The sequence below is a fragment of the Mesorhizobium sp. P170090 genome, from assembly GCF_057786115.1.
Map to the genome: position 1 here is coordinate 109,693 of NZ_JBYNWH010000001.1, position 20,938 is coordinate 130,630.

The 20,938-nt window shown below is 62.4% G+C and carries 22 protein-coding genes; 10 read left to right on the forward strand and 12 right to left on the reverse strand.

The window, feature by feature from the left end; all coding sequences use genetic code 11:
• Positions 1–13: 13 nt before the first annotated feature.
• Complete coding sequence (locus AC3EML_RS00535; protein ID WP_023701384.1) at positions 14–439, forward strand: cupin domain-containing protein; 426 nt, start codon at positions 14–16, stop codon at positions 437–439.
• Here the strand turns inward: AC3EML_RS00535 and AC3EML_RS00540 are convergent.
• Genes AC3EML_RS00540 through AC3EML_RS00550 form a run of 3 tightly spaced genes read right to left on the reverse strand, consistent with a single transcriptional unit; the run spans position 436 to position 2,839 of the window.
• Complete coding sequence (locus tag AC3EML_RS00540) at positions 436–1,110, reverse strand: lysoplasmalogenase (RefSeq protein WP_023824973.1); 675 nt, start codon at positions 1,108–1,110, stop codon at positions 436–438. The two genes, AC3EML_RS00535 and AC3EML_RS00540, sit on opposite strands and share 4 nt — an antisense overlap.
• Complete coding sequence (gene yddG / locus AC3EML_RS00545) at positions 1,107–1,994, reverse strand: aromatic amino acid exporter YddG (RefSeq protein WP_023824974.1); 888 nt, start codon at positions 1,992–1,994, stop codon at positions 1,107–1,109. Before yddG ends, AC3EML_RS00540 begins: the two co-directional genes overlap by 4 nt.
• Before the next feature lie 44 nt (positions 1,995–2,038).
• The gene (locus tag AC3EML_RS00550) at positions 2,039–2,839 is read right to left on the reverse strand and encodes a DUF3108 domain-containing protein (protein ID WP_023685359.1); all 801 of its coding nucleotides are present in this window, start codon (positions 2,837–2,839) and stop codon (positions 2,039–2,041) included.
• 259 nt (positions 2,840–3,098) lie between these two features.
• On the opposite strand from AC3EML_RS00550, the gene rpmB reads away from it, so the two are divergent.
• The 3 genes from rpmB (at position 3,099) to AC3EML_RS00565 (ending at position 4,913) form a co-directional block, all read left to right on the forward strand.
• Positions 3,099–3,395: a 50S ribosomal protein L28 gene (rpmB, locus tag AC3EML_RS00555; protein WP_023670682.1), complete on the forward strand. Its 297-nt coding sequence runs from the start codon at positions 3,099–3,101 to the stop codon at positions 3,393–3,395.
• Positions 3,396–3,557: 162 nt separating this feature from the next.
• Positions 3,558–4,238, forward strand: a complete 681-nt coding sequence (locus AC3EML_RS00560) for a queuosine precursor transporter (protein WP_023694048.1) — start codon at positions 3,558–3,560, stop codon at positions 4,236–4,238.
• Between the two features lie 3 nt (positions 4,239–4,241).
• Positions 4,242–4,913, forward strand: coding sequence for a polyamine aminopropyltransferase (locus AC3EML_RS00565; RefSeq protein ID WP_352521783.1), 672 nt, complete (start codon positions 4,242–4,244; stop codon positions 4,911–4,913).
• A 5-nt stretch (positions 4,914–4,918) separates the two neighbouring features.
• Here the strand turns inward: AC3EML_RS00565 and AC3EML_RS00570 are convergent, their stop codons facing one another.
• The 4 genes from AC3EML_RS00570 to AC3EML_RS00585 form a co-directional block, all read right to left on the reverse strand.
• Positions 4,919–5,944 carry an esterase-like activity of phytase family protein gene (locus AC3EML_RS00570; RefSeq protein ID WP_023685362.1) on the reverse strand — a complete coding sequence of 342 codons (1,026 nt, stop codon included), beginning with the start codon at positions 5,942–5,944 and terminating at the stop codon, positions 4,919–4,921.
• The gene (gene cobT / locus AC3EML_RS00575) at positions 5,941–7,839 is read right to left on the reverse strand and encodes a cobaltochelatase subunit CobT (RefSeq protein WP_023706318.1); all 1,899 of its coding nucleotides are present in this window, start codon (positions 7,837–7,839) and stop codon (positions 5,941–5,943) included. Before cobT ends, AC3EML_RS00570 begins: the two co-directional genes overlap by 4 nt.
• Before the next feature lie 11 nt (positions 7,840–7,850).
• Positions 7,851–8,837, reverse strand: coding sequence for a cobaltochelatase subunit CobS (gene cobS / locus AC3EML_RS00580; protein ID WP_023670677.1), 987 nt, complete (start codon positions 8,835–8,837; stop codon positions 7,851–7,853).
• Positions 8,838–8,960: 123 nt separating this feature from the next.
• The gene (locus AC3EML_RS00585; RefSeq protein ID WP_032887126.1) at positions 8,961–9,590 is read right to left on the reverse strand and encodes a J domain-containing protein; all 630 of its coding nucleotides are present in this window, start codon (positions 9,588–9,590) and stop codon (positions 8,961–8,963) included.
• 168 nt (positions 9,591–9,758) lie between these two features.
• Between AC3EML_RS00585 and AC3EML_RS00590 the strand changes: the two genes are divergently transcribed.
• Positions 9,759–10,061, forward strand: a complete 303-nt coding sequence (locus AC3EML_RS00590) for a BolA family protein (RefSeq protein ID WP_023694052.1) — start codon at positions 9,759–9,761, stop codon at positions 10,059–10,061.
• Between the two features lie 12 nt (positions 10,062–10,073).
• Here AC3EML_RS00590 and AC3EML_RS00595 read toward each other — a convergent pair whose 3' ends face one another.
• Together AC3EML_RS00595 and AC3EML_RS00600 are read right to left on the reverse strand one after the other, a co-directional pair.
• A complete protein-coding gene (locus tag AC3EML_RS00595; RefSeq protein ID WP_023699106.1) occupies positions 10,074–11,627 on the reverse strand; it encodes an acetolactate synthase large subunit in 1,554 nt (517 codons plus the stop codon).
• Positions 11,628–11,739: 112 nt separating this feature from the next.
• On the reverse strand, positions 11,740–11,991 hold the full coding sequence (locus AC3EML_RS00600) for a hypothetical protein (protein WP_245260666.1): 252 nt from the start codon (positions 11,989–11,991) through the stop codon (positions 11,740–11,742).
• Between the two features lie 173 nt (positions 11,992–12,164).
• On the opposite strand from AC3EML_RS00600, the gene AC3EML_RS00605 reads away from it, so the two are divergent.
• From AC3EML_RS00605 to AC3EML_RS00615, 3 genes are read left to right on the forward strand one after another with little or no spacing between them, the layout of a single operon-like run.
• Entirely contained in the window at positions 12,165–14,114 is a 1,950-nt protein-coding gene (locus AC3EML_RS00605; RefSeq protein WP_023685367.1) for a PrkA family serine protein kinase, read from the forward strand.
• Between the two features lie 17 nt (positions 14,115–14,131).
• Complete coding sequence (locus tag AC3EML_RS00610; protein WP_023685368.1) at positions 14,132–15,439, forward strand: YeaH/YhbH family protein; 1,308 nt, start codon at positions 14,132–14,134, stop codon at positions 15,437–15,439.
• A gap of 9 nt (positions 15,440–15,448) precedes the next feature.
• Positions 15,449–16,999, forward strand: coding sequence for a SpoVR family protein (locus AC3EML_RS00615; protein WP_023670670.1), 1,551 nt, complete (start codon positions 15,449–15,451; stop codon positions 16,997–16,999).
• Between the two features lie 41 nt (positions 17,000–17,040).
• Here AC3EML_RS00615 and AC3EML_RS00620 read toward each other — a convergent pair whose 3' ends face one another.
• Genes AC3EML_RS00620 through AC3EML_RS00630 form a run of 3 tightly spaced genes read right to left on the reverse strand, consistent with a single transcriptional unit; the run spans position 17,041 to position 19,675 of the window.
• Positions 17,041–17,937: an HlyC/CorC family transporter gene (locus AC3EML_RS00620; protein ID WP_023670669.1), complete on the reverse strand. Its 897-nt coding sequence runs from the start codon at positions 17,935–17,937 to the stop codon at positions 17,041–17,043.
• Positions 17,934–19,067 carry a 3-dehydroquinate synthase gene (gene aroB, locus AC3EML_RS00625; RefSeq protein WP_352521782.1) on the reverse strand — a complete coding sequence of 378 codons (1,134 nt, stop codon included), beginning with the start codon at positions 19,065–19,067 and terminating at the stop codon, positions 17,934–17,936. Before aroB ends, AC3EML_RS00620 begins: the two co-directional genes overlap by 4 nt.
• Entirely contained in the window at positions 19,064–19,675 is a 612-nt protein-coding gene (locus AC3EML_RS00630; protein WP_023670667.1) for a shikimate kinase, read from the reverse strand. Before AC3EML_RS00630 ends, aroB begins: the two co-directional genes overlap by 4 nt.
• Positions 19,676–19,847: 172 nt before the next feature.
• Here AC3EML_RS00630 and AC3EML_RS00635 point away from each other — a divergent pair, with 172 nt between their 5' ends.
• Both AC3EML_RS00635 and AC3EML_RS00640 read left to right on the forward strand, forming a co-directional pair.
• Positions 19,848–20,000, forward strand: a complete 153-nt coding sequence (locus tag AC3EML_RS00635; RefSeq protein WP_352521781.1) for a histidine kinase — start codon at positions 19,848–19,850, stop codon at positions 19,998–20,000.
• A gap of 21 nt (positions 20,001–20,021) precedes the next feature.
• Positions 20,022–20,933 (forward strand): site-specific tyrosine recombinase XerD, encoded by a 912-nt coding sequence (locus tag AC3EML_RS00640; protein WP_286439652.1) that lies wholly within the window; start codon positions 20,022–20,024, stop codon positions 20,931–20,933.
• The last annotated feature ends 5 nt before the right edge of the window (positions 20,934–20,938 follow it).

Sequence of the window (20,938 nt, forward strand, 5' to 3'; positions counted from 1 at the left end):
TCCGGGATCAGCCATGACCAGCGCCGCTGAAATCATCGCCACGCTCGGCCTCAAGCCGCATCCGGAAGGCGGCTGGTATGCCGAGACCTTTCGCGACGGCGCCGGGCGGGGCCATTCGACGGCGATCTATTTCCTCCTTGAACAGGACCAGATTTCGGCCTGGCACCGGGTCAAGGACGCGGCCGAGGTCTGGCATTTCCATGCCGGGGCGCCGCTGGCGCTGTCGATGTGCGAGGAAGGCAGTCCAAAGGTTAACCAGGTGATCGAGCAGGTGCTCGGCATTGAACTTGCGGCGGGCGAGCGGCCGCAGATCGTCGTGCCGGCCGGCTGGTGGCAATCAGCGCGCAGCCTCGGCGAATGGACGTTGGTCGGCTGCACCGTGGCGCCGGGCTTCGACTTCGCCGCGTTTGAAATGGCCGAGCCGGGCTGGCAGCCTTAGGCCAGAAGAAAACCAAGAGTTATGCAGAGCTGGGCGGCATAGTACAGCACCCAGACCGCATAACGGATGCCGGCGCGATAGGGTGCTATTGCCGGAACCAGGAATTTCTCCGCGGCAAGCAGCCCGTCCGATGCCATGAACATAACAGCGCCGCCGATGACCCACGGATTGTCGAGCGTCAACGCCGAGATGCCCATCGCCAGAATGGCCGCGATATAGACGGCGACCGGCACCCGCAGGCCGGGACTGACACGGCGCCAGAGCGCCGCCAGCATGACGACTGCGAAGGCCGCCATGGCAAGCGCGATGGCGCCGCGCCATGTCTCGGTGCTGAGCACATCCAGCCCGCCGCCGCCGCGCAGGAAGAGCGGCACATAGAGGACATGCGCCGCAAGGAAGCTGGCCAGCCCGCCGAGGAAGGCCTTTTCGCCGTCACGCGACAGGAAGGCGTCGCCGACGGCGCTGAGCGCCAGCGCCGCGACGAGCAACAACTGCCCACCTTGCATGAAGGCCAGCGCCGCAAGCATGGCCACGGACAGCGTCTTTGCCGCCGAGCGGGCCAGCGTCGGCCGCATATCCAGGGTGAGGGCGTAGATCACCGCCGCCACCAGCGAAAAAATCAATGTGGCGTTGGCATTGGCGTCGATGCCGCCGGCAAACGGCATCGTCATGCGCTTGCTCCACCCGTTGCCGCCTTGCGCAGGAACAACGATTTCGCCGCCAGCGCCGCGCCGCCGGTGATCAGCACGCAGGCCGCCAGGATACGCAGCGACGGCTCGGCAACGCCCGCCGCGATCAGCACCAATGTCGACAGCAGTGGCGCCGCATAGCTTGCCGCGCCGAGCACCTGGATGTTGCCTCGTTTGACGCCGATATCCCAGGCGTAGAAGGCGGCACCCACCGGCATCAACCCCAAACCAACCACCGACAGCCACTGGCCGGGGCCATCGGGCAGCACCGTCTTTTCCAGCAGAAGATGGCAGATGAGGGACAGGGCTGCCGTGGCGGCGCAGAACCAGGTGACGATCGAGGTCGGCACCGCCGGAAAGCGCCGCGACAGCAGCGAATAGGACGACCACAGCAGCGCACAGACGGCCGCCATCGCATAGCCGAAGGTGTAGCGAGCATCGAAGGCGAGGCCGCCACCCTTGGTGACGATCAGCACGGTCCCGGCGAGCCCGAGCAGCGCGCCGACGACATGGTTCCAGGCCAGCTTCTCGCCCGGCATCAGCGCTGATCCCAGCACGATCAGCAGCGGCCACAGATAGGCGATCAGGCTTGCCTCCACCGCCGGCGCGTTGCGCAGCGCGGTGAAATAGAAGAAATGGTAGCCGAACAGTCCGGCAATGCCGATCACCCAGACCTGGCGTGGGATCTTCAGGCTTTTATCGGCCGCCGGCATGAACAGCCGGGCAGCCATCCCGACCGCGGTGCCGATGGTGAAGGTGATGGCCGAGAGCAAGAATGGCGGCACGGCGCCCGACGCATCGGTGAGCAACGCCAGCAGCGCCCACATGGCGACCGCCGAGAAACCGATCAGTGTTGCGCGCCCCATGCCCGTCTCCGGCGACTCGCCCCATTCTATTCGGGTGGGCGCGTCTATTCAGTAGCTTCGAACCGCCCCGCGCTGACAGTCAAGGTGCCGATCTGCGTCCCGACCGTGGCGTGGATCGGCGCATATATGCCGGTTTGGCCGAGCGGTGCAAACGTCACCATCATCTGGCTCTTCTTCTTCAGGTAATTCAGCGCCTTGCGGCCCTTGCGGTAGCCTGCCACCGGCTCGAAGCTCATCTTGCAGGTAACGGTGTCACCCTTGTAGCCCTTGACCGAGATCGATCCTTTCGAGGCGTAGGTCAGCGTCAGGTCGGCGCGCATCTCGCCGTCATAGAATTTCACCTTGCGCCCACAGACCTGGTCGAGGCTGTCAGCATGGATGACGGTAGCCGCCATCGGATCGAGCACCGATGCCAGATCGTTGCTGCCCAGCGGTATCCAGTTTTTGGGATTGCGCTTTTTCGGCTCGGGAATGATCTGGGTGGCGGTCACCGCGCCATTGGCAAAGCGGATATCGACCATGGAAGCCTTCTTGCCGGACTTATAATCGGCGCGAAATACCTGCGGCTGCATCTGCTTGCCCAGGATCTTGCCCTTTGACGAGATCGTGCCGCTCGTGTCGTCGAACAAGGTGGCGAGACCCGCGCTGGAGACGGTGCCGTCTATGGAATAGCTATCGCCTTCGTAGTGGCTGGAAAATGTCGCCTTGGCCACGGAAAGGCCCAGGAACGACACCGTGTATTCGCCCTTGAAGGACTGTGCGGTGGCTGCGGGCGCGGCGGCAAGGGTTGATGTTGGCAAGGCGGCGACAAATATGGCGACAACGGCATGTGACGGGCGAAGCATGGCGGGCTCGGTCCTTGATTTTTTTAACCGGAGGCGGGCGACTCCGGCTTGAAATGTCCCTGTCCGACCGCTTATAGGCTGAATTCCGGCCTTTATGTGAAACGCCCGTCACAGTCGTGGGCAAGCCGGAGCTTGACGCATTGGCGAAATGCAACTAAGGAACGCCAACTTTTCCATAAGGCCGCCTGACTGAAACCGCGCGCCACCCGGCGCGGGCGAACAAGGTTTGGCAGGCTAGACAGAACTGAAGGTTAGAACCATGTCCCGCACCTGCGAACTCACTGCCAAGGCAGTCCAGACCGGCAACAATGTGAGCCACGCCAACAACAAGACCAAGCGCCGCTTCCTGCCGAACCTCGTCAATGTGACGCTGATTTCGGAAGCGCTGAACCAGAATGTGCGCCTGCGCATTTCGGCCAACGCGCTGCGTTCGGTCGAGCATCGCGGCGGCCTCGACGCCTTCCTGGCCAAGGCCGACGCCAAGGAACTGTCGCAGCGCGCGCGCCTGTTGAAGAAGCAGATCGCCAAGAAGCTGGCCGACCAGCCCGCCGCTTAACGATATCAAGGCGGGGGACGACCGCCCTGAGCATCGGAGCAATCCGATGCTCAAAACTTCTAAGGCAGCAGCATCGGAGCAATCCGATGCTCAAAACTTGCAAGGCAGCGCGATCCGGATTTCGGCTAGCGCCTGGCTGGTTCCATTACCCAGGATAAAAAAATGACTTCCTTCTCGCGATATCTGCCCTTTGTGGCCGCCATGGCGCTTGTCGTCGTGGCATCGAACATCCTCGTGCAGTTCCCGATGCAGGGCCAGGCCGGCGGTCTGTCGCTGGGCGACATCCTGACCTGGGGCGCCTTCACCTATCCCTTCTCCTTCCTGGTCACCGACCTTGCCAACCGCCGCTACGGGCCGACCGTTGCGCGCCGCATCGTCCTTGTCGGCTTCATGACCGCTGTGGTCTGCTCGATCCTCGTCCCGCCCTTCCTGTTTCGCCACGGCCTGATCGAGTTCGAGACATCAGCCGACCGGCTGGTGCGCATCGCCGCAGCTTCCGGCGCGGCCTTCCTTTGCGCGCAATTGCTCGACGTCACCGTGTTCAACCGGTTGCGCCGGCAGAGCTGGTGGCGCGCGCCGATCGTCGGCACGCTGGTCGGCTCGGTGTTCGACACCCTGGTGTTCTTCAGCATCGCCTTTTCGGCCGCCTTCGCTTTTGCCGGCCCGAACGACGGTTTTGCGCTGGAGACGGCGCCGCTGATGGGCGTGCTGCCGGTCGAGACCATGCGCTGGGTCTCCTGGGCGCTGGGCGACCTTTCGGTGAAGCTGATCATCGCTGTTGTGGCCCTGATCCCCTACCGGCTGCTCGCCGCCCACTGGAGCCAGCCGACCGTGGCTGTCTAGGCCGTGATCCCTTGGGTCCAGCTCGGCTCGGCCAAAACGCCTGACGGCGGACAGGAACTGCGCCTCAAGCAGCGCGGCAGCGAATTCTCGATCATGCTCGGCACCAATGAGCTGATGAACAGCCGCCTCAGCGGCTCCGAGGAAGCGCTGGCCAAGCTCTCCTGTGAAAAGATCGGCGGCCGCGCCCAACCGAAAATCCTGATCGGCGGCCTCGGCATGGGTTTTACACTGCGCGCTGCGCTTGCCCAAATGGGCGCCGACGCAGGCATCACCGTTGCCGAGCTTGTCCCCGCCGTCATCGCCTGGGCGCGCGGCCCCATGGAGGCGGTCTTCGCCGGCTGTCTCGACGATCCCCGTGTGACGGTTCGCGAAGCCGACGTCGGGCACATCATAAGATCCGACAAGGCAGCCTGGGACGCCATCCTGCTCGATGTCGACAATGGCCCCGAAGGCATCGTCTACAAGGGCAACGACGCCCTCTATGGCGCTGCCGGCCTCGGCGCGGCGCGTGCAGCGCTCGGGCCCGGGGGCGTGCTGGCTGTTTGGTCGCAAGGCCCCGATGCCGGCTTCACACTTAGGCTCAAGCAGGCGGGCTTTGTCGTGGACGAGGTGAAGACGCGCGCCAATGGCAAGCGCGGCGCGCGCCACGTCATCTGGATCGCCACCAAGCCTTAGGGCTCTCAATCCTGGTGCAGGATGAATTCCAGATAGAGGTTGCGCTGCAGGATCGAGTGGTTGTCGTCCGAGATCAGCGACACCATCAGCGCTCCGTCATCGCGGGTCCAGACGTCGAGTCCTTCCATATTGTCGATCTGGTAGCCCATGTCGGCTTCCATCAGCACCGGCCCGTCGGCAACCGCGCCCTTCTCGACGCTTTCGCCATAGATGCGCCTTAGCCGCATCCTGACACCGCCGGCCATCGAGAAACTGCGCTCCAAAAGCAGCAGGTCGCCATCCGGCAGGAAAGCGCCGTCAGTGATGTCGAAATCACCGTTGCGCTTGACCGTGAAGACGCCCTTGTGCGGCCCTTCGATGATGGCGGCATAGATGTTGCCAGCCTTGTCCAAGCTCTTTTCCGAGACCACGACGAGGCCGCCCTCGTGCTGGCCGTTGGGATTGGCGTGGGTGACGGTCTCGAAACCGCGGTTCTGTCGCAGTTCGCGGGCTGGAACCAGAAAGTTCAGTTGCTTGAACGGCGCCGTCATGTTGCTGGGGTCAATCTTGAACTGGGCGACGCGGTGATCGCGCTCGAAGCCGACGGTGGCGATGCCGTCCTTGACTGCAAGGCCCTCGGCATCGACTTCCCATTTCCTGTCGATCGGCCGGCCCTTCTCATCGACCATCTGCTGCATGCGGAAATTCTGGATGCCGGACGGCCGCTTGTCGGCATCATGGGTGATCGAGCCGAAGAACCAGAAGCCCGTATCGGCGACGCCGATGAAATCGCTGCCGGGTTTGACGAACCGAAATGCCGACAGCGCGCCGAAATCGCGCGTCGTCGAGTTCATCTCAAGACCGCCGACGAATTCCAGCGGCCCAAACTGCTTGTCGGCGCTGCCGATATGGAAGGTGGTGATCGGCCGCGCCGAGACTTCGACCGGCTCGACCGCGCTTGGGCCGGCGGCGATGGCCGGCGCAAACGCCATGCCGGACAAGGCAGTGACCGCGAAGAGCATCTGCCGAAACCCGCCGCGCAAAAAAATCATCCGGCGCGCCGGTAGCCGCCGCGGCGTGTGTCGCGCACGTTTTCCTCGGCGAACAGCGAGGCCAGCTGCTCGGTCATGGCGCCGGCCAGTTCCTCGGCATCGACGATGGTGACGGCGCGCCTGTAATAGCGGGTGACGTCGTGGCCGATGCCGATGGCCAGAAGCTCGACCGGCGAGCGCGTCTCGATCAGCTCGATGACGGCGCGCAGATGCCGCTCGAGGTAATTGCCAGGATTGACCGACAGCGTCGAATCGTCGACCGGCGCGCCGTCCGAGATCATCATCAGGATCTTGCGCTGTTCGGGCCGGGCGATCAGCCGGTTGTGCGCCCATAACAACGCCTCGCCGTCGATGTTTTCCTTGAGCAGGCCCTCGCGCATCATCAGGCCGAGATTGCGCCGGGCGCGACGCCACGGATGATCGGCGGATTTGTAGATGATGTGGCGCAGATCGTTGAGCCGGCCGGGGTTCGGCGGCTTGCCGTCCTTCAGCCACTTCTCGCGAGCCTGTCCGCCCTTCCACGCCCGCGTGGTGAAGCCGAGGATCTCGACCGAGACGCCGCAGCGCTCCAGCGTGCGCGCCAGAATGTCGGCACAGGTGGCGGCAACCGTGATCGGCCGACCGCGCATCGAGCCCGAATTGTCGAGCACCAGCGTCACCACCGTGTCGCGGAATTTGGTGTCGCGCTCCTGCTTGAACGACAACGGCTGCATCGGGTCGATGACGACACGAACCAGGCGTGCCGGATCGAGATAACCCTCTTCGAGGTCGAAATCCCAGGAACGGTTCTGCTGCGCCATCAGGCGGCGCTGCAGCCGGTTGGCGAGCCGGCCGACGACGCCGGAGAGATTGGCCAACTGCTTGTCGAGGAAGGCGCGCAGCCGGTCGAGTTCTTCCTCCTCGCACAGCTCTTCCGCACCGACCGTCTCGTCGAAGGCGGTGGTGAAAACCTTGTAGTCGATCTCTTTCGGCAGGTTGGCGAAGGGGTTGTCGTTACGGCGCGCCTCGCCCGGCGTCTCGGCGTCCGCATCGTCATCGTCGGAAAGATCGTCGGCGGTGGCGTCGGACGCCTCCGTCTCGGACGACTGTTCGTCATCAGCCGAGGCCTCGGCATCCTCGGACTGCGACTGCTCGGAGCCGGAATCGTCTTCACCGCCCTCCTCGCTCTGCTCCTCGCCTTGCGGCTGGTTGTCGTCATTGTCCTCGGAGTCTTCAGTTTCCTGGTCGTCGCCGAGTTCCTCGGCCATCTCCATGGACGCAAGCATCTCGCGCACGACGCGGGCAAAGGCCTGCTGGTCGCCAAGCTTGGCCGACAGTCCGTCGAGATCGGCCTTGGCTTTTTCCTCGACCCAGGGCCGCCAGAGGTCGACCAGACGCTCGCCGCTCTTCGGGATCGGCCGCCCGGTCAGCTTCTCGCGCACCATCAGCGCCAGCGCTTCCTCGATCGGCGCGTCGGCCTTGTCCTTGACGTCGACAAGGTTGGCCTTGGCGTATTTGTCCTCCAGCATCGAGCCGATATTGTCGGCGACGCCTTGCATGGCGCGGCTGCCGATCGCCTCGACGCGGGCCTGTTCCACGGCGTCATAGATCGAGCGCGCCAGCTTGCCTTCCGGCGCCAGTTTGGTGTGGATGCGCTGATCGTGGCAGGCGCGCTTCAGCGCCATGGAATCGCCCAGGCCACGAGTAATCGCGATGTCTGTCTTGGACGCTTTCTTCGGCAGTTCGGGCAGACGGGCGCGGCTGCCGGCGAGCGCCGGGCGGTCCTTGGCGAAACCGACTTCGAGCTCCTTGTCGCCGGCGATGGCGCGCATGCAGACGGTGACGGCACGCTTGAAGCTGTCGGCTTCAGACCCCGTCTTCGACTTGTTGCGCGTGTTGTCGCCCGGACCCGCCATCGAGGCTCTGCTCAGCCCAGCACCACGTTGGCGGCGCTCTCGGGCAGGTCCTCGCCGAAGGCGCGCTGGTAGAACTCGGCCACCACCGAACGCTCCAGCTCGTCGCACTTGTTGAGGAAGGTCAGCCGGAACGCCATGCCGATATTGCCGAAGATCTCGGCATTTTCGGCCCAGGTGATGACGGTACGCGGGCTCATCACGGTCGACAGATCGCCATTGATGAAGGCCGAGCGCGTCATGTCGGCGACCCGCACCATCTTGTTGACGATGTCCTTGCCCTTGCCGTCGCGATAGTGCTTGGCCTTGGCCAGCACGATGTTCACCTCATTGTCGTGCGGCAGGTAGTTCAGCGTGGTGACGATCGACCAGCGATCCATCTGCGCCTGGTTGATCTGCTGCGTGCCGTGATAGAGGCCGGTAGTGTCGCCGAGGCCGACCGTGTTGGCGGTCGAAAACAGCCGGAACGCCGGATGCGGTCGGATGACCCGGCTCTGGTCGAGCAGCGTCAGGCGGCCCGACGATTCCAGCACGCGCTGGATGACGAACATCACGTCCGGACGGCCTGCATCGTACTCGTCGAAGCAGAGCGCGACATTGTGCTGGTAGGCCCAGGGCAGGATGCCGTCGCGGAATTCGGTGATCTGCAGGCCATCCTTGACGACGATGGCGTCCTTGCCGACGAGGTCGATACGGCTGACATGGCTGTCGAGGTTGACGCGCACGCAGGGCCAGTTAAGGCGGGCGGCGACCTGTTCGATATGGGTCGATTTGCCGGTGCCGTGATAGCCAGACACCATGACGCGGCGATTGTAGGCAAAGCCGGCAAGGATCGCCAGCGTCGTCGCCTTGTCGAACAGATAGTCCGGATCGATGTCCGGCACATGTTCCGAGGTCACCGAATAGGCCGGCACCACCATCTTGGACTCGAAGCCGAATTTGTCTTTCACCGACACCGTCGTGTCGGGCAAATTGGCGATGTCGCGATCGACCTTGTTCATCTCTATCCAAGTCTCCACTGGCGAAATGCCTGATTTCGCCGGCAATCGATTTTGTCCGGGGGCGGTCTTAGAGCCTTTTCCACCCTTATGAAAGTTGGAAAACGACACGAACCGTTAGGTTGCTCAGCACAAACCCGCCTGCTTGAGCACGCGATAGGCCTGCAGCACATCGCGGAACCGGTCTTCCGAACCTCTATCGCCGCCATTCGCATCCGGATGGTGGCGCTTCACAAGTTCCTTATAGCGCGCCTTGATGTCCTTGCCAGTCGCCTTTGTATCAAGGCCAAGCGTTTCCAGCGCCTTGGCCTCAAGCGGCTTGGCCTTGCGTTCGCGCGCCTCGCGCGGGTCCTTCGGCCCTTTGAACAGATCGAAGGGATCGCGCATGCGGTTGTAATAGCCGGCGCGACCGGAACGCTGCTGGGCGAAATCGGGCGAGGAGCGCGTCGAGGCGCCGGCGACGCCCATCTTCCATGTCGGCCGGTGGCCGGTCATCGCTTCCTTCTGGAAGCGGGCTATCTCGGTGTCCGGCACGCCGGAGAAGTAGTTGAAACCCTTGTTGTATTCGCGCACATGATCGAAGCAGAACTGAAAATACTCGCCTTCCTTCATGCGTCCGACCGGCGCCCGGTGGGTACCGGCCTCCTTGCAGCCGTCCCACTGGCAGATCGGCGAGTGCGACTTCAGCTCCGCATCCTTGTCGGGACGGACCCGAATTTTCTCGAAATATTTGGGGTACGGTTTCATCTCACCCATTTATGGGCTGTTCGCACGTGCGAAACAAGAATTGACATTTTCGCGATCATCGCCCTAACCGCTGAATCGCGGCATAAAGCAGGGCGAATGGCGATTTTTGAGGCGGCCCAGCGGGATCGATCCCGATTTCCCGATCACGCCTTGCAGATATGGTGAAGGGAGATGGCGATGTCCATACAGGCGACGATGGAAGACAAGCTGAACAAGGCGTTTTCGCCGGAGCGGCTGGCGATCGTCAATGAAAGCCATCTCCATGCCGGTCATCACCACCACGGCTCCGACCATCACGGTGCCTATGACGGCACTGGCGAGACGCATTTTCGCGTCCGCATCGTCTCATCCGTCTTTGCCGGCATGAGCCGCATCGACCGCCACCGCGCCGTCAACGAATTGCTGGCAGCGGAGCTGCAAGGCGGCGTCCATGCGCTGGCAATCGAACCGGCTGCACCCGGCGAAAAGACCCGCTGGTAAGTCTCTTCCGCCTCAGATCACCGCTTCGATGAGAAACGGTCCCGGACGCGACAGCGCACTGTCGAGCAGCGCGTCGAACCGTTCGCACGTGTCGGCGCGGGCCGCCTCGACGCCCATGCCTTTGGCCAGCGCAACCCAGTCCAGCGCAGGATGGTCGAGATCGAGCATGCGCTTGGCGTTCTCGCCGATTTCATTGACCCCGACATTCTTCATTTCGCCATGCAGGATGGCGTAGGTCCGGTTGGAAAAGATGATGGTCAGCACGTCAAGCTTTTCCCTGGCCTGGGTCCACAGTCCCTGCACCGTGTACATACCGCTGCCGTCGGCTTCGAGATTGATCACCTTGCGGTCCGGGCAGGCGATCGCTGCGCCGGTAGCCATGGGAATGCCGCCGCCGATCGATCCGCCCGTACCCATCATGTAGTCGTGCGGCGCCGCAAAGGCGGATAGCGCGAAGAACCGTCTCGCCGAGGTGACTGCTTCGTCGCAGACGATGGCATTGGCCGGAAGTTTGCGCGCTATCGACAGCGCGATGGCATCGTCCGTCAGTCTCCCGCTCAGCGTCGTTTCGTCTGGAAAGGCGGTTGCCGCGGTGAATTGCTGCGTCGGCTTGATGCCGAGTTCGTCGGCCAGCGCCTCCAGCGCCGCTTTCAGATCCTGGCCATGCGCCGCCAGCGAAAGCACCTTGCAATCGTCCCGAACCAGCCGCCCGGGCTTGCCGGGATAAGCGAAGAAGGCAACCGGCTCCTTGGCGCCGACCAGCACCAGCAAATCGATATCCCGGAGCGTGGCCGTCGCCGCATCGACCGGATAGGGAATGCGGGTCGGGGCGAACCGCCCGCGGCCGCGCTGCATGCGGGCGATCAGAACCTCACTGAACAGCCTGACATCGCTTCCCGATGAGATTCTCCCTGCGATTTCAAGTCCATCGGCGCGCGCCGCCTGCCCACGCACCACCATGCCGACACGGCCCGGCGCGGCGCGGATTGCTTCGGCGATCGTGCGCACAACATCCATGTCGACGGCGGGCGGCGGCTCCAGCTTCACCTTGCCAGGCGAAATCGCAGCAACTTCGCCCCAGGCGGCATCCGCAGGCAGGATCAAGGTCGTGACGCCAGGCGGCGTGAGTGAAGCGCGGAAAGCCGCCTCTGCGGCCGGCACAATATCGGCCGGCCCCTTGACGCGGCCAACCCAGTTCGACATCGGCGACGCTAGGCCTTCTATGTCGCTGGTCAGCGGGGCATCGAGCGGCAGATGGTAAGAAGCATGGTCGCCGACAATGTTGATCATCGGGCTGCGCGCACGCCTTGCGTTGTGCATGTTGGCCAAACCGTTGGCGAGACCCGGTCCGGTATGCAGCAACGTTGCTGCCGGGCGGTCGGTCATGCGCGCATAGCCGTCGGCGGCGCCGGTCACCACGCCCTCGAACAGGCCGAGCACGCAGCGCATCTGAGGTTTGCGGTCCAGTGCGGCAACGAAATGCATTTCGGATGTGCCAGGATTGGCGAAGCAGACCGTGACGTCATTGGCCAGGAGCACGTCGCACAGCAGATCGGCGCCATTCATGATTTTCTTTCCCAATCGACAATTCAGGAACAATTGCACCTGTAGGCGCCGGGTCGGCAATGTCCCGCCGGGGCTTTTGGTCTGATCCAGGACGCCTCGCGGGGATCCGGGATCAACCGACGGTCGCATTCAGGAAGGCCAGCATCGCGGCGGTCAACGCGTCGACGTCCTCGCCGAAGTCGTGATTGATCGACATATGCGTGTAGGCGTTGCCGTCGAACAGCGTCACTTCAGTGCCGGTGGCGCGCAGGCGCTTGGCAAAGCCTTCGATTGGTCGTCGCAGCCTTCGGCGCGCGAATAGGCGATGAAGGTCGGCGGATGCTTGTGTCCATCGAGATAGCTGGCCGGCGACAACGCCGCCCATCAGCGCCGCAGCACCGGGCAACCCGCCATTCCAGCCACTCCGAATGTTTCCTCCCAAGCCTTCTACCCGGATTGCAGCCACTCTCCTTCATGTGAAGGGAACCAACAATGCTTTCCGACAGTTGAAGGTGATGAGGCGATTGGAATCCAGATCGGCTCCGAGGGCAGAACATCATGCGTGCAACCCAATCCGACGTCTTCGATCTTTTTTCGGAAATTTATGCCAATGCGGCGGACGAAGAGGTCAGCATCCAACAGTATCTTCTTGCCTGTCGGGAAGACAAATCGATGTACGCTTCGGCTCCCGAAAGGATGGTCGACGCAATCGGCGAACCAAAACTGGTTGACACCAGCAAAGACGAGCGGCTCGGCCGCATTTTCGCGAATCGGACCCTCAAGGTCTACCCTCATTTTTCCGACTTCTATGGAATGGAGGATACGATCGAGCGCATAGCCGGGTATTTCCGCTATGCCTCGCAGGGGCTCGAAGAACGCAAGCAGATCCTCTATCTCCTCGGCCCGGTCGGCGGCGGCAAATCCTCTCTGGCCGAGCGCCTGAAGAAACTGATGGAGCAGCGCCCGATCTACACGCTGAAGGTCGGCAACCAGATCAGCCCGGTTTTCGAGTCGCCGCTTGGGCTGTTCCATCCCGATCACATGGGTGATCTGCTAGAGGATAAATACGGCATAGCCCGGCGCCGGCTGAACGGATTGATTTCGCCATGGGCGGCCAAGCGCCTCGACGAATTGTCTGGCGACATTTCCAAATTCAGCGTCGTCAAGCTGATGCCTTCGCGGCTGCGCCAGATCGGCATTGCCAAGACCGAACCTGGCGATGAGAACAATCAGGATGTCTCGGCCCTGGTCGGCAAGGTCGACATCAGGCAATTGGAAAATTTTAGCCAGTCCGACCCCGATGCCTATTCCTATAGCGGTGGCCTGAACCGGACCACGCAAGGTCTGCTTGAATTCGTCGAGATGTTCAAGGCACCCATCAAGGTTCTGCATCCGCTGCTGACCGCGACACAGGAAGGCAGCTACAACGGCACTGAAAATTTCGGCGCCTTTCCCTACCAGGGGATCATCGTCGCCCATTCCAACGAGTCGGAATGGCAACAGTTCAAGAGCAACAAGAACAATGAGGCGTTTCTCGATCGCATCCTGGTGGTCAAGGTACCCTATTGCCTGCGGATCACCGAAGAGAGGCAGATCTATGAGAAATTGCTGCGTGAGAGCGAGTTGGCCGCCAGCCCCTGTGCCCCTGAAGTTTTGGACATCCTCAGCCGCTTTGCAGTTTCGACGCGCTTGGCCGAGCACGACAACTCGCCGCTCTACACCAAGATGCGCGCCTATGACGGCGAAAATCTGAAGGAAGTCGATCCCAGGGCAAAGTCGGTCCAAGAGTATCGCGACGCCGCCGGCGTCGATGAAGGCATGACGGGCGTCAGCACGCGCTTTGCCTTTAAGATCCTTTCGCAGACATTCAACTTCGATAATGAGGAGGTGGCCGCCGATCCTGTGCATCTGATGTACATTCTGGAGGAGGCGATCAAGCGGGAGCAGTTCCCGAAGGAAACGGAAGCGGCCTATCTTGAATTCATCAAGTCGGAGCTTGCGGCGCGCTACGCCGAGTTCATCGGCCACGAAATCCAGAAGGCCTATCTGGAGTCCTATAGCGAATACGGCCAGAACCTCTTCGACCGCTACATCGCCTATGCGGATGCCTGGATTGAGGACCAGGACTACAAGGACCCCGACACCGGCCAGATCCTCAACCGGGAGATCCTGGACAACGAACTTTCGCAGGTCGAGAAACCGGCAGGCATCGCCAATCCCAAGGACTTCCGTAACGAGGTGGTGAAGTTCACTCTGCGCGCTCGCGCAAGAAACCACGGCCGCAACCCGTCATGGACCAGCTATGAAAAACTGCGCGAGGTCATCGAGAAGCGGATGTTCGGACAGGTCGAGGACCTCTTGCCGGTGATCAGCTTCGGCTCCAAGCAAGACAGCGTTACGGAAAAGCGCCATAACGAATTCGTACAGCGCATGATCGAGCGTGGCTACACAGAACGGCAGGTACGCCGGCTGGTGGACTGGTACATGCGGGTGAACAAGGCGGGTTGACAGAGCCGGATGGTTCCATGCCGATCTTCATCGACCGTCGCCTGAACCCCAAGGACAAGAGCCTTGGCAATCGACAGCGCTTCCTCAGGCGTGCTCGCGAGGAGTTGAAGCGGAGCATTCGCGATCAAATCCGCACTGGCAGGATCGCCGACGTGGATACCGAGCACGCCGTGCCCATGCCTGAAAGGAAAACGGCCGAGCCGAGCTTCAACGATGACAGGGCCAGCGGACGGCGCCGACACATCCTTCCGGGCAACAGGCATTTTTCCCCTGGAGACCTGCTCCCGAAGCCGCATGGGGGCGGCGCGGCGTCGTCGCCAGGAAACACGGCGTCGGAAGACGATTTTCGTTTCGTGCTGTCACGCGAGGAGGTGCTCGAACTCTTTTTTGAGGATCTCGAACTGCCCGACCTGGTTAAGCTCAATCTCAAGGAAATCCTTGCCTTCAAGCCGCGCCGGGCCGGCTTCGCGGCAACCGGTTCCCCGACCAACATCAATGCCGGCCGCACCATGCGCAACAGCCTAGGCCGGCGCATTGCGCTGAGGCGCCCCACGCAGCAGGAACTGGAGGCGATCCTCCGGGAAATCGTCACGCTTGAGTCGGCCCCGGCCGGCGCGGCGGTGCGCCAGCGCATCGCGGAATTACGCGACGAGCTTGACCGGCTGGAGCGACGGCGCAGGCGAATTGCCTTTGTCGATCCGGTCGATATCCGATTCAACCGCTTCGACGCCCGGCCGGTGCCGAATGCCAATGCCGTCATGTTCTGCCTTATGGACGTGTCCGGATCGATGGGCCAACGCGAAAAGGACTTGGCCAAACGCTTCTTCGTGCTGCTGCACCTGTTCTTGAAACGGCGCTACGAACGCACGGAGATCGTCTTCATCCGCCATACCCATGAGGCGCACGAAGTGGATGAGGACACGTTCTTCTACAACACGCAGAGCGGCGGTACGATCGTCTCCACCGCGCTCGACGAAATGCACCGCATTATCGGCCAGCGCTATCCTGCCAGCGAGTGGAACATTTACGCCGCGCAGGCCTCTGACGGGGACAATTTCACCACCGATTCCGAGCGATGCATAGAGCTCATGAACGGCAAGCTCATGCGCCTGTGCCAGTATTTTGCCTATGTCGAGATCATCGACGAACGCGAGAGCCACATATTCGGTGCTACCGAAAACGGGACGTCGCTTTGGCGCGCCTACAGTACGATCGAGCTGAAATGGCCCAACTTCCAGATGAGCCGCATCGCTGCTCCCGCGGATATTTACCCGGTCTTCCACCGGCTCTTCGCCAGGCAGCCGGTGGCCATCAAGAGCGCTTGAGAGAGAGAGATGGTCAGGCGAGCCAACGAAACGAATTTGTTGTTTTCCGGTTCCGACTGGAATTTCGAGAAATTATCGCGGGCTTTTGAAGAGATCGAGGCGATCGCGGTCGACGAGTTGCATCTCGATACTTACCCGGTCCAGATGGAGATAATCTCCTCCCAGCAGATGCTCGACGCCTACTCATCTATCGGCATGCCACTGATGTATCGGCATTGGTCGTTCGGCAAACATTTCCTTCACCAGGAGCTTCTTTACCGTAAGGGTGGTCGGGGGCTGGCCTATGAACTGGTCATCAACTCCAATCCCTGCATCGTCTACCTCATGGAGGAAAACACCATGGCGTTGCAGGCCCTTGTGACGGCCCACGCGGCGCTTGGCCACAATCATTTCTTCAAGAACAATCATCTGTTTCAGCAATGGACCGACGCCGGGGCAATCCTGGGTTATCTGGACTTCGCCAAGGGCTACATCGCCCGGTGCGAGGAGCGGCACGGCCTTGCAGCAGTGGAGGCCATTCTCGATTCCGCCCATGCGCTGATGGAACAAGGGGTGTTCCGCTACCACCGGCCGCCAAAGCTCTCGTCGGAGCGACAGCGCGAAGGGCTTCGCGAGCGCCTCGAATACGAAGAGCGCTCCTACAACGATCTGTGGCGCACGCTGCCGCCGTCGCAGAACAAAAACAAGTCCGGCAATGAGGATCAAGGGATGGCGGAGCGCAAGAGATCGCTCAACCTTCCCGAGGAAAACCTCCTTTATTTCCTCGAGAAGAACAGCCTGATCCTGGAACCCTGGCAGCGCGAGATCATCAGGATCGTCCGCGTCATCGCGCAATATTTCTACCCGCAGCGACAGACTCAAGTCATGAATGAAGGCTGCGCCACCTTCGTGCATTATACCCTCATGAACATGCTATTCGATCGTGGCCGGATCGGCGAAGGTGCCATGCTCGAAATCCTGCGCAACCATTCGAACGTGATCTTCCAGCCGGCCTTTGACGATCCCCGGTTTTCAGGCATCAATCCCTATGCCCTCGGCCTCGACATGATGCAGGACATACAGCGCATTTCGACCGAGCCGACGGCGGAGGACCGCGACTGGTTCCCGGACATTGCAGGACATGGCAACTGGCGCGAGGTCCTGCTTGAGGCCTGGGCCAACCACCGCGACGAATCCTTTATCCGCCAGTATCTCAGCCCGAGCTTGATCCGAAAATGGCGGTTCTTCGTGCTTGGCGATGGAGCCGACAAACCGCATTTCGAAGTCGCGTCGATCCACAACGAACGTGGCTATCACAAGATACGCGCCCAGCTAGCCCACAGTTACGACCTTGGAGCGAATCGGCCGGACATCCAGGTGATTGATGTCGACCTGCTCGGCGACCGGCAGTTGCGGCTGCAACACAGGGTAAAGGATGGTGTTGTGCTCGAAGGGGCCAGCCGTGACGCGACGCTACGCCATGTCCGCAGCCTCTGGGGCTACGAGGTCAGCCTGGTCGCAGTTGACGCTCAAACCGGTGCGACCATCCACGAACGGTCTACGAGCCAGATCGCGGCATAAGCTCGGCAAAGAGCGTCATGTGGCGGGCCTGCTCGGTACCTTTAAGATTCGCCCGCCGGCCTGATCCTGATTCTGGCGATCCGGTTTTTGTCGCGCTTCATCACCACGAAGCGCTTGCCGTGGAAGGTGAAAGCCTGCTTTTCCTCGGGGATCGATTGCGTCTCGTGGATGACCAGGCCGGCAATGGTGGTCGCTTCCTCGTCAGGCAGGTTCCAGTCGAGCGCCCGGTTGAGATCGCGGATCGGCACGGTGCCGTCGACGACCACGGAACCGTCCGCCTCCTGCTTCACGCCCTGAATGTCTACATCGTGCTCGTCGGCGATCTCGCCAACGATCTCCTCGATAATGTCCTCCAGCGTCACCAGCCCTTCGACCTCGCCATATTCGTCGACGACGATAGCGAAATGCGCCTTGGCGCGCAGGAAGGCGTTGAGCTGTTCCTGCAGCGTCGTGGTGTCGGGCACGAACCAAGGCTTCGAAGCGATCTTCATCACGTCGATCCGGGAAAAGTCGTTGCCGACCTCGTTCAGCGCTCGCAGCAGGTCCTTGGCGTGCAGCACGCCGACAATGTTGTCGAGAGAGCCTTTCCACAACGGCATGCGGGTGTGCGGGCTTTGCAGGATCTCGCGCACCACCGCTTCCGGCCCATTGTCGGCATTGACCGAGCGCATATTGGTGCGGTGGACCATGATGTCGGAGACTTCGAGCTCGGCGAGATCGAACAGCCCGCCGACGCGGTCGCGGTCCTCACGCACCATCTGGCCGTCGCGGCGGAAATCGTCGACCGCGCCGCGCAACTCGTCCTGTGTCGAGCGCTGCGGCTCGATGCGCGACAGCTCATAGCCGAACATGGCAAGCAGGCGCGTGCGCACGGCCAGGACCAGCAGGATGAGGATGGCAAGGACGGCGACGACGGTCCAGCCGGGCTCGTTGATCATCGCTGCCGGCTTTCCTGGCCCGGGTGGTTCTCCCTGAGGAACGAAAGCACTTCCGACGCCGGTACATCCTTGGCAATAAAAGCTTGGCCAACGCCGCGCGTCAGGATGAATGTCAGCGCGCCGCGCGACACTTTCTTGTCCTGGGTGATGAAGCCAAGCAGCGCCTCAGCATCGGGCAACTCACCAGGGATGTCGGCCATCCGCCAGGGTAGACCGACGGCGCGAAGATGCGCCTCGACCCGCGCCGCGTCGTCCGGGCTGGCCAGATTGAGCCTTGCGGAAAAGCGGTGCGCCAGCGCCATGCCGATGGCGACGCCTTCGCCATGGACGAGGCGGGCGCCATCATACTGTGTGGCGCCTTCCAGCGCATGGCCGAACGTGTGGCCAAGATTGAGCAGTGCGCGGTCGCCGGTTTCGAACTCGTCGCGGGCGACGACATCGGCCTTGGCGCGGCAGGCCCCGGCGATCGCCTCCGCCCGTTCCGCACCACCGGCGAACACCTTTTCCCAGTTCGCTTCCAGCCAGGCGAAAAACGCCGGTCGGTCGATCAACCCGTATTTGGCAAGCTCGGCATAGCCGGCGCGAAATTCGCGGATCGGCAGCGTGTCGAGCACTTCGGTGTCGGCCAGCACCAGCTTCGGCTGATGGAAGACGCCGACCAGATTCTTGCCGCGCGGGCTGTTGATGCCGGTCTTCCCACCGACCGAGGAATCGACCTGCGCCAGCAGCGAGGTTGGAATCTGGACGAAATTCATGCCGCGGCGCACGATGCCGGCGGCAAAGCCGGTGAGGTCGCCGATGACGCCACCGCCGAGCGCAATGACGACATCGCCGCGCTCCAGCTTGGCGGCGAGCACGCCGTCGACCACCTCTTCGAGATGGGCAAAGCTCTTGGTCTTTTCGCCGGCCGGCAAAGTGATGACGGCAGGCTGGATGCCGCCTGTTTCCAGACCGGCCTTCAGCGCGTCGAGATGTGCCGCCGCGACATTGTCGTCGGTGACCACCGCCGCCCTCGCGCCGGGCAGGCGGCGCGAAATCTCGGCGCCGGCGCGCGCCAAAAGGCCAGGGCCGATCAGGATGTCATAGGCACGCTCGCCAAGGCCGACCTCGACAGTGACCGGTTCGCTCACAGCCGCACCTCGCCTGGCGCAGTCGGAGCCGGAATGCCGAAATGCCCGCACAGCGCGTCGACAACCTCCGTCGCAATGACCTCCTTGCGGTCGTCGCGTGTCGGCACGGTGATGTTGGACGTGGCATAGACCGGGTAGCGCTCGCCCATCAGTCGCTCGAGCACGGCGCGCGGATCGGCGCTTTTGAGCAACGGCCGGTTCTGCTTCTTGGACACGCGTTCCATCAATAGGTCGATCTCGGCCTTCAGCCACACCGACACGCCATGCCCGGCGATCGCTTCCCGCGTCTGCGCATTCATGAACGCGCCGCCGCCGGTCGACAGCACCTGCGGCCCACTCTCCAGCACGCGCAGGATGACGCGCTGCTCCAATGCCCGGAATTCGGTCTCGCCATAGCGTTCGAACAGTTCCGGCACCGTCATGCGCGACACGGTTTCGATCTCCTGGTCGCTGTCGACGAAGGGCAGCGACAGCATCGTCGCCACCTTGCGGCCGATCGCCGTCTTGCCGGCGCCCATCAGGCCGACAAAGACGATCGAGCGGCTGCCCAGCCTGTCGAGCAGCGCGGCATGGCTATCGCCGGGAGGATTTGCTGGTAACGCGTTCATGAGACCATGCTGTTTCTAAGCCGTCTTTGCCGGCGTATCGACATCAAAAGCCCGTTTGCGTCAAGCATAGCGCCTTTCGCACGCAGAGCCCTTCGTCCTTGAATTGACGGAATTAGCGTCCCATAAGGACACAGGGCTTGGAATCGCAGAGTAAGAAGACGGGCGAAGATTGATGCCGACACTGTTCCGCTTTGTCGTGACGATGACGATTCTTGCCGGCATTGCCTATGGTACGATGGTGGCGTTGGCGATGTTCGTCGAGCCGAAAAAAGCCGAAATCACCGTGCGCATTCCACCGGAAAAGCTGAACCCCAAGAAAAACTGACCCAAAACTGACCCCTGGAACATGAACAGCGCGGCTCGCATCGAAGCCTTTCTCGAGATGATGAGCGCCGAACGCGGTGCCGCTGCAAACACGCTGTCTTCCTACCGCCGTGATCTCGAAGACGCTTCGCAGCAGATTGCCGGCGGGCTTGCCGCTGCCGCCGCAGCCGACATCCGCGCCTATCTCGACGATATCGCGGCGCGCGGCTTTGCGTCGACGTCGCAGGCGCGCAAACTGTCGGCGATCCGCCAGTTCTTCAAGTTTCTCTACGCCGAGGGCTTGCGCGGCGACGACCCGACCGGCACGCTGGACAGTCCGAAAAAGGGCCGGCCGCTGCCCAAGACGATGAGCGAGGCCGATACCGGTCGGCTGCTCGACCGTGCGGCGCTTGAGACAGGCGATGGCGTCAATGGCGACCGGGTGGCGGCACTTCGCCTGCACGCTTTGGTCGAGGTGCTCTATGCCACCGGCCTGCGCGTCTCCGAACTTGTCGGCCTGCCGGTGACCGTCGCCCAGCGCGACGACCGCTTCTTCATGGTGCGCGGCAAGGGCGACAAGGAGCGCATGGTGCCGCTGTCGGCCAAGGCCCGCATGGCGATGCGGGCATGGCTCACGGCCCGGGCGTCGGTGCCGGCTTTCGCCGACAGCCCGTTTCTGTTCCCGGCCGCCGGCGACAGCGGCTTTCTCTCCCGGCAGGTCTTTGCCCGCGACCTCAAAGGCCTTGCCGCGCGGGCCGGCATATCGGCGGCCAAAATTTCGCCGCATGTGCTGCGCCATGCTTTTGCCAGCCATCTCCTGCAGAACGGCGCTGATCTCAGGGCGGTGCAGCAGCTGCTCGGCCACGCCGATATCTCGACCACGCAGATTTACACGCATGTGCTGGAAGAGCGGTTGGTGCGGCTGGTCAACGATCATCATCCGCTTGCCGACTAGGCCTC

Coding starts and splice junctions, on each gene's coding strand:
- AC3EML_RS00535 (WP_023701384.1), top strand. CDS start 14: ATGACCAGCGCCGCTGAAATCATCGCCACGCTCGGCCTCAAGCCGCAT.
- AC3EML_RS00540 (WP_023824973.1), bottom strand. CDS start 1,110: ATGACGATGCCGTTTGCCGGCGGCATCGACGCCAATGCCAACGCCACA.
- yddG (WP_023824974.1), bottom strand. CDS start 1,994: ATGGGGCGCGCAACACTGATCGGTTTCTCGGCGGTCGCCATGTGGGCG.
- AC3EML_RS00550 (WP_023685359.1), bottom strand. CDS start 2,839: ATGCTTCGCCCGTCACATGCCGTTGTCGCCATATTTGTCGCCGCCTTG.
- rpmB (WP_023670682.1), top strand. CDS start 3,099: ATGTCCCGCACCTGCGAACTCACTGCCAAGGCAGTCCAGACCGGCAAC.
- AC3EML_RS00560 (WP_023694048.1), top strand. CDS start 3,558: ATGACTTCCTTCTCGCGATATCTGCCCTTTGTGGCCGCCATGGCGCTT.
- AC3EML_RS00570 (WP_023685362.1), bottom strand. CDS start 5,944: ATGATTTTTTTGCGCGGCGGGTTTCGGCAGATGCTCTTCGCGGTCACT.
- cobT (WP_023706318.1), bottom strand. CDS start 7,839: ATGGCGGGTCCGGGCGACAACACGCGCAACAAGTCGAAGACGGGGTCT.
- cobS (WP_023670677.1), bottom strand. CDS start 8,837: ATGAACAAGGTCGATCGCGACATCGCCAATTTGCCCGACACGACGGTG.
- AC3EML_RS00585 (WP_032887126.1), bottom strand. CDS start 9,590: ATGGGTGAGATGAAACCGTACCCCAAATATTTCGAGAAAATTCGGGTC.
- AC3EML_RS00590 (WP_023694052.1), top strand. CDS start 9,759: ATGTCCATACAGGCGACGATGGAAGACAAGCTGAACAAGGCGTTTTCG.
- AC3EML_RS00595 (WP_023699106.1), bottom strand. CDS start 11,627: ATGAATGGCGCCGATCTGCTGTGCGACGTGCTCCTGGCCAATGACGTC.
- AC3EML_RS00600 (WP_245260666.1), bottom strand. CDS start 11,991: ATGGGCGGCGTTGTCGCCGGCCAGCTATCTCGATGGACACAAGCATCC.
- AC3EML_RS00605 (WP_023685367.1), top strand. CDS start 12,165: ATGCGTGCAACCCAATCCGACGTCTTCGATCTTTTTTCGGAAATTTAT.
- AC3EML_RS00610 (WP_023685368.1), top strand. CDS start 14,132: ATGCCGATCTTCATCGACCGTCGCCTGAACCCCAAGGACAAGAGCCTT.
- AC3EML_RS00615 (WP_023670670.1), top strand. CDS start 15,449: ATGGTCAGGCGAGCCAACGAAACGAATTTGTTGTTTTCCGGTTCCGAC.
- AC3EML_RS00620 (WP_023670669.1), bottom strand. CDS start 17,937: ATGATCAACGAGCCCGGCTGGACCGTCGTCGCCGTCCTTGCCATCCTC.
- AC3EML_RS00630 (WP_023670667.1), bottom strand. CDS start 19,675: ATGAACGCGTTACCAGCAAATCCTCCCGGCGATAGCCATGCCGCGCTG.
- AC3EML_RS00635 (WP_352521781.1), top strand. CDS start 19,848: ATGCCGACACTGTTCCGCTTTGTCGTGACGATGACGATTCTTGCCGGC.
- AC3EML_RS00640 (WP_286439652.1), top strand. CDS start 20,022: ATGAACAGCGCGGCTCGCATCGAAGCCTTTCTCGAGATGATGAGCGCC.